Origin of the sequence: Paenibacillus sp. FSL E2-0151 (assembly GCF_037993015.1) — a bacterium.
GTDB classification, from domain to species: Bacteria; Bacillota; Bacilli; order Paenibacillales; family Paenibacillaceae; genus Paenibacillus; species Paenibacillus amylolyticus.
On record NZ_CP150308.1, the window covers coordinates 175,685 to 190,913 of the forward strand.

A 15,229-nucleotide genomic window follows, 5' to 3' on the forward strand; every position below is an offset into this window, starting at 1 on the left:
GATACAACAACCGGGAAAACGGGTAAACTTAACGAATGGGCTTCGTAAACGCCTGTAGGATATCATCTTGGCAAGTTCATCGCTAGTACAACACATTCTCACCTTAATTAAGGAGGCTGTATCTATATGTCTAAATACAGAACGATTGTGATCGGAACGGGACCTGCGGGTCTGACAGCAGCGATATATCTGGCTCGTGCTAATCTGAAACCACTGGTTATCGAAGGTCTTCAGCCGGGTGGTCAATTGACGACGACAACGGAAGTTGAGAATTTCCCCGGTTTCCCGCAAGGTATCATGGGTCCGGAACTGATGGACAACATGCGTAAGCAAGCTGAACGTTTTGGAGCGGAATTCAAAAACGGTTGGGTGGAAGAGGTTGATTTCAGCAAACCGCCCTTCAAGGTCAAAGTTGGAGGAATCGGTGAACTGGAAGCTGAATCGATCATTATCTCCACAGGTGCTTCCGCTCGTTACCTCGGTATTCCGGGCGAGCAGGAAAATGTGGGACGTGGTGTAAGTACATGCGCGACATGTGACGGATTTTTCTTCCGAGGCAAAAAAATCGTGGTCGTGGGCGGTGGAGACTCCGCGATGGAGGAAGCGAGTTTCCTGACTCGTTTTGCAACAGACGTGACATTGGTTCACCGCCGGGATGAATTACGTGCATCCAAGATTATGCAGGATCGGGCTCGCAGCAATGAAAAGGTGAAGTGGGCGCTGAACCGTACTCCACTCGAGGTCGTACCAGAAGCTTTGGGTGTCAAAGGGCTGAAAGTGCGCAACAACGAGACGGGGCAGGAAGAGTTGCTTGAAGCAGATGGCGTATTCGTTGCCATTGGTCACACACCGAATACCGGATTCCTGGGTAATGCGATTGCACTGGACGAACATGGCTATGTTGTCGTTAAACCCGGAACAACGGAGACCAATATTCCAGGTGTATTTGCCTGTGGTGATGTTCAGGATACGAAATATCGTCAAGCTATTACGGCTGCAGGATCAGGATGTATGGCCGCGATGGATTGTGAGAAGTTCCTTGAAGGAAGCATTGTCCATGATTGGAGCGAAACGTTGGATAAATAAGCATTACATGCGTGAGGTTAGGCATATGCTGGGAATAAGAGACAACGGGAAGTCTCATGAAATGAGAGAAGCCGGAAGGCTTCTCTTTTTTTGAAACTACAGTGGGCATGAGATCGTATACATATAGGGCATATTAGCTGTGAGGTGAAGATTTTGGGGGAAATGATAAAAGATTGGTTACAGAATGCGACAGTGAGACGATTTTTGATCCTGCTCTTGTTCTGTTTAATTTTGTTCAGTATGGGGAGTATGCTACACATGATTCTGCTGTTGTTCCTGGTGACGTATGTCATGAACAGGTTACAGCATTTCATTACAGGTGGTTTAAATCGGTTGTTTCCAATCAATTATAAAGTTGTTGTCATCCTACTCTATATGATTGTGATTGCAGTCATTGTGCTTGGCATTTCCAGATATTCACCACGGATCGTGGATCAGGTTGTTCAGTTGACGAACGAGATTATGAAATTTCTGGATAGTGCAGACGGTGATAATTTTGCATCCAAAATTGCGGGTTATCTTCAATCATTCGATATTAAAAATTACACCAATGATGCATTGAAATATATTTTCGCTTTGAGCAAATGGCTGGAGTTTATTCTGCTCGTTATCATTCTGAGTCTGTTCTTCTTGTTGCAAAAGCAGGAGATATCCAAGTTCACGTCCAAGTTTAAAACAAGTAAAATCGGATGGTTCTACAATGAAGTTGCTTATCTGGGAGACAAATTCGTATCTTCTTTTGGTAAAGTCATTGAGGCGCAGCTTCTTATTGCGGTGTTTAATACAGTACTGACGATACTGGGCTTATGGATTCTGGGTTTCCCGTATCTGTTCGCTCTGACCATTCTGGTGTTCATGCTCAGTCTGGTTCCCGTTGCGGGGGTTATCATCTCACTTGTACCGCTCTGTCTGATTGGGTATCAGATGGGTGGACTGAAATTAAGCATTATTGTGATCATCATGATTATTGTTATTCATGCTTTGGAGACGTACTTCCTGAATCCAAAACTGATGGCACACAAGACCAAATTGCCAATGTTCTACACCTTTATCGTACTAATTCTGTCGCAACACTTCCTGGGGATCTGGGGACTGATCATTGGTATTCCGATTTTTGTCTTCCTGCTTGATATTCTGGATGTGAACAAGATGGAGAAGACAGAAGAGCCGGTACGTGTGGAAACGAAGTTATAACGTAGAAAAATCAACTGAGTCAGCCCAATTTCTACAATTTCAGATTTTCATAAAAGTAAGGGAGTCTTCCTGTGGATGGAAGGCTCTTTTTTTGTTGGCAATACCGTCATTAGATAGCTTTCTGCGTAAGAATGACAGGTGGCGGGGTGCATAAGACGAGTCACCACTCTGAGGGGGCGAAGATCATCTTTTATGAATGGAACGAGTGAAGATGCAATATCATGAGTTGAGGCTTCCTCTGTTATGGGGAGGAAGGAATAAAGCGTGCGTTTATAAATGAAGGTAATGAGGATGTATACGTATTCAAAAACGGTGCGTGATGTGGTTCACAACCCCGGCGGAGCAGGAGGTACTAGAGGTCTTCTCGTCTTGACCCAGGCGTATCCTTCAATTATAGTTGGTACGTAGGACTTAAACTATTTTAGATAGATAAAGGTGGCTTGCAGCATGTCTGAGAAAATCTACGTTGGGGTCGATCTCGGCGGAACAGCAATCAAGGTCGGTATATGCGATGAACAAGGTCAGCTAATGCATACGTATGAAGGACCGACTGAAGTGGATAAGGGCGTAGACACGGTCATCGCCAACATCGAGAAGTATGTCCGACATATCGTAGCCGAATCACCTTACAGTTGGGAACAGCTTGAGGGTGTAGGTGCTGGAGTGGCCGGTTTCACGAATGTACGCGAGGGAATTATCGTTCATGCCCCTAACATCGGATTTCGGAATGTGGCCATTCGTTCGATTCTGGAAGAACGTCTGGGCAAGCCAATCAAAATAGATAACGATGCAAACGTGGCTGCACTGGGTGAAGTCTGGGCAGGTGCCGGCAAAGGCGTAGACAACTGCGTATGTTATACACTCGGTACGGGTGTTGGCGGAGGTTTGATCCTGAATGGTAACATTTATCAGGGTTTCTCCGGTATGGCGGGAGAACTGGGTCATATCAGTGTTGTACCTGATCTGGAAGCCATCAAATGCGGTTGTGGTAAAATGGGATGTGTAGAAACAGTATCGTCTGCAACGGGTATTATCCGTATGGCAAAGGATGCCGTAGAGCGCGGGGATCATACGTCACTGGCACTCGTCGACAAGATTGCAGCCAAAGAAGTATTTGAAGCTGCCAAGGCAGGCGATGAAGTGGCACAGCGCATTGTGAATCGTGCGGCCTTTTACCTGGGCAAGTCCATGGCTACTGTAGCAGCTGTCATTAACCCGGAGATGTTCATCATCGGTGGCGGCGTATCCAAAGCGGGCAATTTCTTGTTTGATGAAATCCGTACTGTGTTTGCTAAGCTGACGCCAGAACCGTTGCAAGATGGGGTTCAGATTCTGGAAGCTACACTTGGTAATAATGCAGGTATTGTGGGTGCAGCAGGTCTTCTCTTGCGTTCCTAGTATCCTCGTAACAATATATGAAGACAGCAATATGATAAGGAGGGGACATTTATGCTTGAAGGTGAAGGATCACCAGGCACAGGCGCCACGCTCATTATCATTACGGGCATGTCCGGAGCAGGTAAAACCATTGCAGTACAAAGCCTGGAGGATCTGGGTTTCTTCTGTGTGGATAATCTGCCGCCGGTATTGATTCCGAAATTTGCGGAACTAATTGAACAGTCAAACGGCAAGATTGGTAAGGTTGCATTGGTTATCGATCTGCGCGGGCGTGAATTCTTTACGGCTCTGTCCGAGTCTTTGAACTATATTAAAGATCATTTTACCATTCATTGCGAAATTTTATTCCTGGATGCTACAGACTCTGTACTTGTTCAGCGTTACAAAGAAAGCAGGCGCAGACACCCACTGGCTCCTGAGGGCATGCCGCTGGACGGCATCCGACTGGAACGCAAGATGTTGGAGGAACTCAAAAACTCTGCGACTCAGGTACTGAATACAAGTACAATGAAGCCTGCTCAACTGAAAGAACGTATCATATCCCGTTTTTCTCATCTCGAGAGCCAAATGCTGTCGGTGAATATTACGTCGTTTGGATTCAAGTATGGGATTCCGATTGATGCTGATCTGGTGTTTGATGTACGTTTTTTACCGAATCCGCATTATATTGATCATTTGCGACCGAATACGGGACAGAATAGTGATGTGTATGAATATGTTATGAAATGGCCAGAGACACAGGCGTTTCTGACCAAGCTGCTGGATATGCTGCATTTCCTGATTCCGCAATACCGGAAGGAAGGCAAAAGCCAGGTTATTATTGGAATCGGCTGTACCGGAGGCAAGCATCGTTCGGTAGCAATATCGGAATATTTGGGCAAGATGTTGGGAAGCAGTGAGACAGAAGCTGTTACCGTAAGCCATCGCGACGCTGACCGGGACCGTCATTGAAGAGGGTGAAGGGATGAAAGAGGCCGGACCACGAAGAGAACGTCCGAGAATAGTTGTAATGGGCGGCGGAACCGGATTATCCGTGATGCTGCGCGGTTTGAAAGAGAAGCCGCTGGATATCACGGCCATCGTCACAGTTGCAGATGACGGTGGAAGTTCAGGCATCCTGCGCAATGAGCTACAGATGCCGCCTCCGGGCGACATTCGCAACGTGCTTACGGCACTGGCTGATGTAGAACCATTGCTTTCAGATATGTTGAAGTACCGTTTCAATACAGGCGCGGGGCTTGCAGGCCACAGCTTGGGAAATTTGATTTTGGCTGCAATGACGGATATTTCGGGCGACTTTGTGACCGCAGTGCGGGAGCTTAGCCGCGTGTTTGCCGTTCGAGGTGAGGTATTGCCAGCAGCCGGGCAGGCCGTTGTGTTGCATGCGGAGATGGAAGATGGGACAATTATTACAGGTGAGTCCAAAATCCCTGAGGCGGGTGGACGCATCAAACGTGTTTTCCTTGAACCGGATCACGTGGAGCCGTTGCCAGAGGCAGTAGAGGCGATTCGTCAAGCTGATGCTATTCTGATCGGGCCAGGCAGCCTCTATACAAGCATCCTTCCCAATTTACTCGTACCTAAGCTTGCAGAAGCTGTGGTAGAGGCTGATGCGGTGAAGATGTTTATCTGTAATGTGATGACACAGCCGGGAGAAACGGATAACTATACGGTAAGTGACCACCTTAAGGCGGTACACGAGCATATAGGTCATCAGCTCTTCGACTATGTTATCGTAAATAATGGTGACATTCCGCTGCAAGTGCAAAATAAGTATGCGGAAAAAGGAGCAAAACCGGTTGTGCTGGATATGAATGTACTCGAAAGTGCCGGTTATCAGGTGGTTGCAGATACACTTGTTTTGTTCAAAACCTATCTGCGTCATGATGCCGACAAGTTAAGTCATCACATCTACCAACTGGTACAAAATTGGATGTTACGGAAGAGGTGAAGTCCCATGTCGTTTGCAGCACAGACCAAAAAAGAATTAACCATGATCGAGAGCGAACCGTGCTGCGAAAAGGCGGAACTTTCAGCCCTCATCCGTATGCTTGGTGCAGTGCAGTTATCGAATAAAAAAGTGATCTTGGATATTTCGACGGAGAATGCCGCGATTGCAAGACGGGCATACTCTCTGCTTAAAAAGCATTTTCAAGTGCATACGGAATTACTGGTCCGCAAAAAAATGCGGCTGAAAAAGAACAATGTATATATTGTTCGTATTCCAACCATGGTACAGGAGATTCTCAATAGTCTTCATATTGTATCTGAGGGCTTTCTCTTTACCCCAGGGATCAGTACGGAATTGTTTCAGCAAAACTGTTGTAAACGGGCCTATCTTCGCGGTGCATTTCTCGCAGGTGGATCGGTTAATAATCCGGAAGGTTCCTCGTACCATCTGGAGATTGCGTCCATGTATGAAGAGCACTGTCAGGCACTGGTTGACCTGGCCAATGAATTTCATCTGAATGCCCGGTGTATAGAACGGAAAAAAGGATTCATCCTATACATTAAGGAAGGCGAGAAAATCATTGAGCTGCTCAGCATCATTGGTGCTCATCAGGCCTTGTTCAAGTTTGAGGATGTACGAATTATGCGAGATATGCGTAACTCCGTTAACCGGATTGTCAATTGTGAGACCGCCAACCTGAACAAAACGATTGGAGCCGCGGTAAGACAAATCGATAATATCCGGTTGTTACAAAAGGAAGTTGGTTTGGAATCGCTGCCTGAGAAACTTCGCGAGGTGGCGGAGGTTCGACTAGCTCATCCGGATATTAACTTGAAGGAAGTTGGCGAGCTCCTTAAAGGTACAGTCAGCAAGTCGGGAGTGAACCATCGGCTTCGTAAAATTGATGAGCTGGCTGAGAAAGTACGCACAGAACGTTATGGTTAAGACGGAGTAGGGTAAAGTAACAAGGTCGGCTGTTTCTGCTGAACAGAAAGGTCGGGGAAGTCAACCGTTAAGGATCTAGGGGACTTACTTAGGTCATTGGATGCGCTGTGCAAAAGATGAAATAGGGCAAGATAATGCCCGTCAAAGCACCCTGAGTTTTTTCTTCTAGTGTCCTGCACGGGTTAATGGTATAATGTTGTTTAAATATAATTGTGTATTTAATGTCCAGATTTCATAATAGGGGGTAAGTTTCCATGACAAAGCACCCGGTAGTTGTCCGTTTGAAAACGGGTCTCCATGCCAGACCTGCGGCACTGTTCGTTCAAGAAGCGAATAAGTACTCGTCTGAAGTGTTCGTCGAGAAGGACGACAAAAAAGTTAATGCAAAAAGTATCATGGGGATCATGAGCCTTGCAATTAGCACAGGTACGGAAATCCAGATTAGTGCAGAAGGTGCGGATGCCGAACAGGCTGTAAACGCTTTAGTTAGTCTGGTAAGCAAGGAAGAGCTCGAAAACCAATAAGATATGATCAATCCAATGAAGAAGTCCCGAAAGGGGCTTTTTTGCGTTTTTCACGTTTATGCTATCGTCAAGTGCAACATTATGGAATTTGTCCCGTCTGTTAAGGTATCAAATCGTTTAAAGTTTGAGATGTTAACACATAAGGAGGCTATCGTGATGGGTAAACAATGGATGAAACCGTTTGGTGCGGTGCTGGTGGCAAGTACGTTGCTTTTTGGAGGAACAGCATGGGTTGCACCAGGTAACTATGCTTACGCTGCAGAGGTTCAGGGAGTACAACAGAATGTGATTAATGTTGTGGGTAAAGGTGAGATTCAGGTGAAGCCTGATATCGCGTATCTGTCCATTGGTGTGAACAGTACTGCAGAGACAGCTGCATCTGCTCAAAAAGCGAATGCTGCCAAAGTTCAAAAAGTATCCAATTTGCTGAAGAACACGTGGAAGATCAGTGCAGACGACATTCAAACGAGTCAGTTCTCTGTACAACCCAACTATACGTATAGTGAAAAAGATGGACAACAAATTAAAGGATATACAGCGCATCATACGCTGACAGTCACATATCGTCAGATGGACAAGATTGGCGAGTTGCTCGATGCTGCTTCGGGTGCGGGTGCCAACAATATTGAAAACGTACGCTTTACTGTAGAAAATCCGGAAAGTTATGAATCCCAAGTGATTGAAAAAGCTGTTGCCAATGCAGATGTGAAAGCTGGCGCCATTGCAAAAGCAGTTAAACGTCAACTGGGTGCTGTTCTTTCCGTAAGCCAAGGTGATGCCAATGTGCCTGTATTCTATGCAAGCGAGGCGTTGATGTCCAAAGCACAAGATACAGCAGGTGGTACTGAGATTGAAACAGGCCAGGTTAAAGTAAGTACAATCCTGAATATCACGTATGAAATGAAATAAACAAGAGTGAACTAAGGATTGTAAGCTCAAGTAACCTTTATAAGTGTCATTTGAAGGGTAAAATGAAATAATGACAAAGACTTTGTCCTGTGGACAGAGTCTTTTTTTGTTGGAAAAGCAAACTTTGATGAAGTTAGATAGGAGGGAACTTTATTCGAAGCAACATGAAATGTTGTATATTGGTATCTTTTTTGTATAGTTGTTCGTGACAAAAAGGTCATATCCCCATATATTTTCCTACTGATATTCATCAACATTGTAACTCGAGCTGTAAACCTTTCCGAATTCGGGTTAATTATAATAGAGAGGTGAGCGTATGAGATATGCGATCAGGTCAGGATTACATACGCAATGATCCCTAATTGTGAATTCAGAGAGGAGTTTTATATATGACATCATGGAAAAAATGGACAAGTGCATTGCTCGCAGCAGGAATTATTGTAGGTAGCGGTTCGGTGTGGCAGGACAGTTCGGTTCAGGCGGCATCGGTATCCTCGAAAGTGACAACCACAGCTGAGGTGACCCTGAAGTCGGGTGGAAAAACACTGACTCAAAAAGGACTTCTTCAAGGTGGCTCAACTTGGGTATCTCTTACGGCGGTTAAAGATGTGGCAGGTGGGACTCTGAAATATGATGCGAAAACCAAAGAGTACGCTTTGACAGCAGCCAATAACACGATGACGATCAGCCTATTGGATGGCGAGCCGAGTGTTCGAATTAACAACTATTATCCTCAAGTGGACGCAAAGCTGATCAACGGCAGATTATATATCCCATTCTCGGCAATGAGAGATTATCTGGGTGTACAGGGGAATTGGGATGCCAAAACCAAAACGTTGTCACTCAGCAAGTTGAAACAAAATAACGTTAAAATTAAAGCGGCAACAGTTAATGTCACTGTAAAAAATGCTGAAGTAGATGTTCAATATCCACAGGTGAGTGGACTTGCCAGCAAAGAAGCTGAAGCGGCGATCAATAAAGTGCTGAAAGACGAAGTGGATACTTATGTAGCTGACTTCAAGAAACAGACATCTGAATTCGGCGGTGCAACCGCCAACCGTCCATATGCATTTGAGAGCTCCTATGTAGTGACGTACAACGAAAAAGGCGTGCTGGGACTCATTACACAACGATACGAAGATTATGCTGGCGCTCATGGCATGACATACCGTACGGGCCACACCTTTGCACTGGACACAGGTAAGGAGCTTACGTTAGATGATGTGCTGCAAAATAACAAAACGATGCGCGAGACGTTGAGTAAAAAAGTGGGTGAGCAACTGAAAGCCCGCGGTGGATACCTCGACGGTTATAAAGGTTTGAATAAAGATCAAGATTACTATGTGACACCAACGGGTGTAGTTGTGTTCTTCCAGTTGTATGAGTATACGGCGTACGCAGAAGGCTTCCCTGAAATGCCATTTACGTACAAAGAGCTTCTCCCTAAAGGCACAGAACCTTTCAGTAATGTAAATGGAACCAAATAAAGAATCATTATTATGCACTCTTAAGTTATTTTTCTTATAAAATGAAAAAAGAAGCCCCCATCATAATTATGATGAGGGCTTCTTCTCGTATAGACAACACAATTATATGTTGCTGATTACGTTAGGTGTTGATTATGTTAACGCATAGACCGTGGTCTACGTCACACTTAGATGCCTTGTGATCCTACGTTTTCGATAACTTTATCAATGATACCGTAATCGGCGGCTTCAGCAGCACTCATGAAGTAGTCACGATCTGTATCTTTCTCAATCCGCTCCAGCGGTTGACCTGAACGCTCAGAGATGATGCGGTTCAAGGTATCACGCATTTTCAGGATGCGGCGAGCACGAATTTCGATGTCAGAAGCCTGACCTTGTGCACCACCAAGTGGTTGGTGAATCATAATTTCACTGTTTGGTAATGCAAAACGTTTACCTTTTGCACCGGCATTCAACAGGAATGCACCCATGGAAGCCGCCATACCTACACAGATGGTAGATACATCCGGTTTGATGAATTGCATTGTATCGTAAATCGCCATACCGGCTGTAATCGATCCGCCTGGGCTGTTGATGTATAAGTGAATGTCTTTCTCCGGATCTTCCGCAGCCAGGAACAACATCTGTGCCATAATGGCATTAGCCACTACGTCATTAACATCGCTACCAAGGAAAATAATACGATCCTTCAGCAATCTGGAGTAGATGTCGTAGGCGCGCTCACCCCGGTTGCTCTGTTCAACGACCATTGGAATAAAACTCACGTGAAAAACCTCCTTGGAATGTAAATGTTATTGGTGTTTATACTTAAACTGTTACCGTATTACCCACATAATAAACAATTCCAAACAAAAAGTCAAAGAAAGTCAAACTAACTTGCAAAAAAAAGAAACCTTTCCGGTTTCATTGGTTAAATGGGTTATGAGCTGTTAAATAAAAATGGCGCGCCCGCCAAGAATCGAACTTGGATCTCAGGCTTCGGAGGCCTACGTCATATCCATTGGACCACGGGCGCACATTAATTTGCTACCAATTTATGTAGCTTTCTAAATATATGACAGCAATAATGATTATAGCTCATGAAATATTTAATTGCAAGCAGTTCGTTGTGGTATTGGTTTGGATTAACCTAAAAATGATCATGATGAAGAAGAGTGGATAAAGAGTGCATTTAAGTAAATGCTATTAGAGGTTTTGGACATGCCGTATGAAATGTGATTCTGAGCGATATGTAGATCGAATTCATTTGTTTCTTCTATATATGGTATGCGTGAGCTAGTCCTAGATCATGAAAGTCTAGGATTGTGAAAATAGGCGCGTACAAACGCTGAATGCGTGTCGAAATAACACGTTGAAACACTTGCATGTCACGTCAGTTTTAGGTAGAATAGACGTGGGACTTAAAAAGTTAACCCGGGACGTTTTAGGGCCACGAAAGAGAGCTTAGAACGAGAACTTGCGGGAGTGGAAAGCATGCGAACGATTTTAGAAGTACAAAAGCAGCTTCTGCCTGATCTCATGGATATCTTGAAAAAGAGGTATACGATTCTGCAACAGATCATGTTATCGGATGTGATCGGACGGAGAACGTTAGCTAATTCCATGCAGATGACCGAGCGGGTTCTGAGGGCTGAGACCGATCTGTTAAAGGCTCAGGGACTTATTGAAATTGACAGTGCAGGAATGAAGATCAGCGAGGCAGGGTATGATTTGCTGCAGCAGTTAGAGCCCGTAGCCAAAGAGCTGTTCGGATTATCCGAGCTGGAAGAGCGCATCAAGCAAGCCTACGGTCTGCAAAAGGTAGTTGTGGTTCCTGGTGATTCGGACGTTTCTCCATTTGCCAAAAGGGAACTGGGCAGAGCTGGAGCGAAGGCTCTCGGCAATATCATGAGTGACAACGACGTTGTCGCCGTTACTGGCGGTTCAACAACGGCCGAAGTCGCAGAACAACTAAATCCGCCAACATCGCTCAAAGGTGTCTGGTTCGTACCGGCACGCGGTGGACTTGGAGAAAGCCTTGAAATTCAGGCTAATACGATCGCATCCACAATGGCAAAACGGGTAGGGGCGCAATACAAACTCCTGCATGTACCGGATTTGCTCAGTGATCATGCCTATGAATCATTAATCCAGGACCCTAGTGTTCAGGAGATTCTGCAGCTGATCAGGCAATCACGGATTGTTATTCATGGAATTGGTGATGCCGTAGAGATGGCTAAAAGACGCAAACTTGCGACGGAGATTATAGATGAACTTCAGGAGCAAGGGGCCGTATCTGAATCTTTCGGTTATTACTTTAATGATCAGGGTAAGGTGGTACATACCATGCTTACACTGGGTATGCGACTTCAGGATATTGAACGAACCGATGTTGTGATTGGAATTGCAGGTGGCAAAAGCAAAGCTGCTGCTATACATTCCGTGTTACGATTTGGTCAGGAAGATATTCTGATTATTGATGAGGCTGCTGCCGAAGTCATCGTTGCTGAAATGGAATAAGGTTTTACTTTGCATCACAACTATTGTTGTCTTGACGGACTTCACCGTCTGTCTTGAATATATAAGTTTCATAAAAAATTAATCAAAACTTGGGAGGAACTTACTCATGATTAAAGTAGGTATTAACGGTTTTGGACGTATTGGACGCTTGGCATTCCGCCGTATTCAAAATGTAGCAGGCATCGAGGTAGTAGCAATCAACGACTTGACTGACGCTAAAATGCTCGCTCATTTGCTCAAATATGATACAACTCAAGGTCGCTTCGATGGCGATGTTGAAGTACACGATGGCTTCTTCAAAGTGAACGGCAAAGAAGTTAAAGTATTGGCTAACCGTAATCCAGAAGAACTTCCTTGGGGCGACCTGGGCGTAGATATCGTTCTGGAATGTACTGGTTTCTTCACAACGAAAGAAGCAGCTGAGAAACACTTGAAAGGTGGAGCTAAGAAAGTTGTTATCTCCGCACCAGCTACTGGCGACATGAAAACCATCGTTTACAACGTAAACCATGAAATCCTCGACGGTACTGAAACTGTAATCTCCGGCGCATCTTGCACAACAAACTGCCTGGCACCTATGGCAAAAACACTGCAAGACAAATTCGGAATCGTTCAAGGTTTGATGACTACAATTCACGCTTACACTGGCGACCAAAACACGTTGGATGCTCCACACCCTAAAGGTGACTTCCGTCGTGCTCGCGCAGCAGCTGAAAACATCATCCCTAACACAACTGGTGCTGCTAAAGCAATCGGTCTGGTAATCCCAGAACTGCAAGGCATCCTTGATGGTGCAGCTCAACGTGTACCAGTAGCTACTGGTTCCCTGACTGAGCTCGTAACTGTTCTGAACAAAAAAGTAACTGCTGAAGAAGTTAACGCAGCTATGCAAGAAGCTTCCGATCCAGAAACTTTTGGATACACAGAAGACGAAATCGTATCTTCCGATATCCAAGGAATCACTTTCGGTTCCCTGTTTGATGCAACTCAAACTAAAGTTCTGACTGTTGGCGACCAACAATTGGTTAAAACTGTAGCTTGGTATGACAATGAAATGTCCTACACTGCACAATTGGTTCGCACTTTGGAGCACTTTGCAAAAATGATTAAGTAATATCTGCAATAACATAGAGCGGAAACAGATGCTATATTGTTTCCGCTCTTTATATATCTACATTTTGCAAATTTCTCAAAAACACCAGGATTGACGAGGGATTTTAGCTCTTGATTGGTCCACCAAATACATGGGTGCGGAGGAAATACAGATGAACAAAAAAAGTGTACGCGATATCGAATTGACAGGAAAACGGGCTTTTGTCCGTGTAGATTTCAATGTGCCGCTCGAAGATGGTAAAATTACAGATGACAAACGTATTCGTGCAACGCTTCCTACAATCAACTTCTTGATTGAAAAAGGCGCTAAAGTCATTTTGGCAAGCCACATGGGTCGTCCTAACGGCGAAGTGGTTGAATCTTTGCGTTTGACTCCAGCAGCTGAGCGTTTGTCTGAATTGCTTGGTAAAACAGTTGTTAAAGCTGACGGTTCTGTTGGTGACGCTGTTAAAGCTCAAATCGCTGAACTGAAGAACGGCGACGTATTGTTGCTTGAAAACGTTCGTTTCCACGCAGGCGAAGAGAAAAACGATCCGGAACTGGCAAAACAATTTGCTGAACTGGCTGACGTTTTCGTTAACGATGCGTTTGGCGCGGCTCACAGAGCACACGCTTCGACTGAAGGAATCGCTCACTTGCTTCCAGCAGTGTCCGGTTTGTTGATGGAGAAAGAACTTGAAGTGTTGGGTAAAGCAATCTCCAACCCTGAGCGTCCTTTCACAGCTATCATTGGTGGATCCAAAGTTAAGGACAAAATCGATGTAATCGACAACCTGCTGAACATTGCAGACAACGTAATCATCGGTGGCGGTCTGACTTACACGTTCTTCAAAGCACAAGGACATGAAATTGGACAATCCTTGCTGGATGATTCCAAACTTGATGTTGCTCTCGGTTTTATCGAAAAAGCGAAAAAATTGGGCAAAAACTTCTACCTGCCGGTAGATATCGTAGTATCTGACGATTTCAGTGCGAAAGCAAACACACAAATCGTTGACATCGATGGTATCCCATCAGATTGGGAAGGTATCGACATCGGTCCTAAAACACGTGAGATCTATGCTGATGTAATCAAAAACTCCAAATTGGTTGTGTGGAACGGACCAATGGGCGTATTTGAAATCGAGCCATTCTCCCACGGTACTCGTGCAGTAGCGGAAGCTTGCGCTGAGACAGAAGCTTACACTGTAATTGGTGGCGGTGACTCCGCAGCAGCAGCTGAGAAGTTCAAATTGGCTGACAAAATGAACCACATCTCTACAGGTGGCGGTGCATCGCTCGAGTTCATGGAAGGTAAAGTACTTCCAGGCGTAGTGGCATTGAACGACAAGTAAGTTTTAGTAGTCTATAGCATGAAGGAGTTGAAACCCATGAGAACACCGATTATCGCAGGTAACTGGAAAATGTTCAAAACGGTTTCCGAGTCCAATGACTTCATTCAGGAAGTTAAAGGAAAAGCGGAAGTTGAAGGCGTAGAAACTGTAATCTGCGCACCGTTTACAAATCTGCCATCCCTGGTAGAAGCGGTTAAAGGTACAAACATCAAAATTGGTGCACAAAATCTTCATTTTGAAGATAACGGTGCATTCACAGGTGAAATCAGCGGCGTGATGCTGAAAGACCTGGGTGTGGATTATGTCATTATTGGTCACTCGGAGCGCCGTCAATATTTTGCGGAAACCGATGAGACTGTCAATAAAAAGTTGCATGCAGCATTCCGTCACGGTTTGACTCCAATCTTCTGCCTTGGTGAGACGCTTGAAGAGCGTGAAGCGAACCAAACAAAAGACGTATGCAAAGTGCAAACAGTAGCTGCTTTTGCAGGTCTGTCTGCAGAGCAAGCGGCACAAGTTGTTATTGCTTATGAGCCGATCTGGGCGATTGGTACAGGCAAATCCTCCACTTCCCAAGATGCGAATGAAGTTATTGCTTACATCCGTACGCTGGTGAAGGATCTGTACAACGAGACGGTAGCGAATGCAGTTCGTATTCAATACGGCGGCAGTGTTAAACCGGAGAACGTAACAGAATACCTCGGACAAAGCGACATCGACGGCGCACTTGTTGGCGGTGCCAGCTTGCAGCCGGCTTCGTTCATCGCGCTTGTTGAGGGGGCGAAGTAA

Annotated in this window: 14 protein-coding genes and 1 tRNA gene; 13 read left to right on the forward strand and 2 right to left on the reverse strand. The window is 45.1% G+C overall.

Translation table 11 applies throughout. From position 1 onward, the window contains the following. The first annotated feature begins 126 nt into the window (after positions 1 to 126). From trxB to MHI55_RS00910, 9 genes are all read left to right on the forward strand, one after another. Positions 127 to 1,086, forward strand: a complete 960-nt coding sequence (gene trxB, locus MHI55_RS00870) for a thioredoxin-disulfide reductase (RefSeq protein WP_036674745.1) — start codon at positions 127 to 129, stop codon at positions 1,084 to 1,086. Between the two features lie 162 nt (positions 1,087 to 1,248). Continuing rightward, entirely contained in the window at positions 1,249 to 2,280 is a 1,032-nt protein-coding gene (locus MHI55_RS00875) for an AI-2E family transporter (RefSeq protein WP_036616412.1), read from the forward strand. Positions 2,281 to 2,727: 447 nt separating this feature from the next. Further along, complete coding sequence (locus tag MHI55_RS00880; protein ID WP_340388316.1) at positions 2,728 to 3,678, forward strand: ROK family glucokinase; 951 nt, start codon at positions 2,728 to 2,730, stop codon at positions 3,676 to 3,678. 51 nt (positions 3,679 to 3,729) lie between these two features. Continuing rightward, the gene (rapZ, locus tag MHI55_RS00885; protein ID WP_017691251.1) at positions 3,730 to 4,629 is read left to right on the forward strand and encodes an RNase adapter RapZ; all 900 of its coding nucleotides are present in this window, start codon (positions 3,730 to 3,732) and stop codon (positions 4,627 to 4,629) included. Positions 4,630 to 4,642: 13 nt separating this feature from the next. Continuing rightward, positions 4,643 to 5,629, forward strand: a complete 987-nt coding sequence (locus tag MHI55_RS00890) for a YvcK family protein (RefSeq protein WP_017691250.1) — start codon at positions 4,643 to 4,645, stop codon at positions 5,627 to 5,629. 6 nt (positions 5,630 to 5,635) lie between these two features. Then, positions 5,636 to 6,574, forward strand: a complete 939-nt coding sequence (gene whiA, locus MHI55_RS00895; protein WP_036616210.1) for a DNA-binding protein WhiA — start codon at positions 5,636 to 5,638, stop codon at positions 6,572 to 6,574. 254 nt (positions 6,575 to 6,828) lie between these two features. Continuing rightward, complete coding sequence (locus MHI55_RS00900) at positions 6,829 to 7,098, forward strand: HPr family phosphocarrier protein (protein WP_017691248.1); 270 nt, start codon at positions 6,829 to 6,831, stop codon at positions 7,096 to 7,098. A gap of 156 nt (positions 7,099 to 7,254) precedes the next feature. Continuing rightward, positions 7,255 to 8,007: an SIMPL domain-containing protein gene (locus MHI55_RS00905; protein WP_340388318.1), complete on the forward strand. Its 753-nt coding sequence runs from the start codon at positions 7,255 to 7,257 to the stop codon at positions 8,005 to 8,007. Positions 8,008 to 8,396: 389 nt separating this feature from the next. Continuing rightward, complete coding sequence (locus MHI55_RS00910) at positions 8,397 to 9,494, forward strand: DUF4163 domain-containing protein (protein WP_076320060.1); 1,098 nt, start codon at positions 8,397 to 8,399, stop codon at positions 9,492 to 9,494. A 167-nt stretch (positions 9,495 to 9,661) separates the two neighbouring features. Here the strand turns inward: MHI55_RS00910 and clpP are convergent, their stop codons facing one another. Together clpP and MHI55_RS00920 are read right to left on the reverse strand one after the other, a co-directional pair. Beyond that, complete coding sequence (clpP, locus tag MHI55_RS00915; RefSeq protein WP_017691245.1) at positions 9,662 to 10,258, reverse strand: ATP-dependent Clp endopeptidase proteolytic subunit ClpP; 597 nt, start codon at positions 10,256 to 10,258, stop codon at positions 9,662 to 9,664. A gap of 176 nt (positions 10,259 to 10,434) precedes the next feature. Beyond that, positions 10,435 to 10,509 (reverse strand) — tRNA-Arg (locus tag MHI55_RS00920). A gap of 458 nt (positions 10,510 to 10,967) precedes the next feature. Between MHI55_RS00920 and MHI55_RS00925 the strand changes: the two genes are divergently transcribed. From MHI55_RS00925 to tpiA, 4 genes are all read left to right on the forward strand, one after another. Continuing rightward, positions 10,968 to 11,993 carry a sugar-binding domain-containing protein gene (locus tag MHI55_RS00925; RefSeq protein WP_036616216.1) on the forward strand — a complete coding sequence of 342 codons (1,026 nt, stop codon included), beginning with the start codon at positions 10,968 to 10,970 and terminating at the stop codon, positions 11,991 to 11,993. 106 nt (positions 11,994 to 12,099) lie between these two features. Further along, complete coding sequence (gene gap / locus MHI55_RS00930; protein WP_017691243.1) at positions 12,100 to 13,107, forward strand: type I glyceraldehyde-3-phosphate dehydrogenase; 1,008 nt, start codon at positions 12,100 to 12,102, stop codon at positions 13,105 to 13,107. A 151-nt stretch (positions 13,108 to 13,258) separates the two neighbouring features. Next, positions 13,259 to 14,440 (forward strand): phosphoglycerate kinase, encoded by a 1,182-nt coding sequence (locus MHI55_RS00935; RefSeq protein ID WP_340388321.1) that lies wholly within the window; start codon positions 13,259 to 13,261, stop codon positions 14,438 to 14,440. A 36-nt stretch (positions 14,441 to 14,476) separates the two neighbouring features. Continuing rightward, positions 14,477 to 15,229: a triose-phosphate isomerase gene (gene tpiA / locus MHI55_RS00940; RefSeq protein ID WP_036616221.1), complete on the forward strand. Its 753-nt coding sequence runs from the start codon at positions 14,477 to 14,479 to the stop codon at positions 15,227 to 15,229.

Bases quoted from the DNA above. Each gene is read 5' to 3' on its own strand.
- MHI55_RS00925 (WP_036616216.1), top strand. From the start codon at position 10,968: ATGCGAACGATTTTAGAAGTACAAAAGCAGCTTCTGCCTGATCTCATG.
- MHI55_RS00900 (WP_017691248.1), top strand. From the start codon at position 6,829: ATGACAAAGCACCCGGTAGTTGTCCGTTTGAAAACGGGTCTCCATGCC.
- MHI55_RS00880 (WP_340388316.1), top strand. From the start codon at position 2,728: ATGTCTGAGAAAATCTACGTTGGGGTCGATCTCGGCGGAACAGCAATC.
- MHI55_RS00905 (WP_340388318.1), top strand. From the start codon at position 7,255: ATGGGTAAACAATGGATGAAACCGTTTGGTGCGGTGCTGGTGGCAAGT.
- trxB (WP_036674745.1), top strand. From the start codon at position 127: ATGTCTAAATACAGAACGATTGTGATCGGAACGGGACCTGCGGGTCTG.
- MHI55_RS00875 (WP_036616412.1), top strand. From the start codon at position 1,249: ATGATAAAAGATTGGTTACAGAATGCGACAGTGAGACGATTTTTGATC.
- MHI55_RS00890 (WP_017691250.1), top strand. From the start codon at position 4,643: ATGAAAGAGGCCGGACCACGAAGAGAACGTCCGAGAATAGTTGTAATG.
- MHI55_RS00935 (WP_340388321.1), top strand. From the start codon at position 13,259: ATGAACAAAAAAAGTGTACGCGATATCGAATTGACAGGAAAACGGGCT.
- whiA (WP_036616210.1), top strand. From the start codon at position 5,636: ATGTCGTTTGCAGCACAGACCAAAAAAGAATTAACCATGATCGAGAGC.
- gap (WP_017691243.1), top strand. From the start codon at position 12,100: ATGATTAAAGTAGGTATTAACGGTTTTGGACGTATTGGACGCTTGGCA.
- rapZ (WP_017691251.1), top strand. From the start codon at position 3,730: ATGCTTGAAGGTGAAGGATCACCAGGCACAGGCGCCACGCTCATTATC.
- MHI55_RS00910 (WP_076320060.1), top strand. From the start codon at position 8,397: ATGACATCATGGAAAAAATGGACAAGTGCATTGCTCGCAGCAGGAATT.
- tpiA (WP_036616221.1), top strand. From the start codon at position 14,477: ATGAGAACACCGATTATCGCAGGTAACTGGAAAATGTTCAAAACGGTT.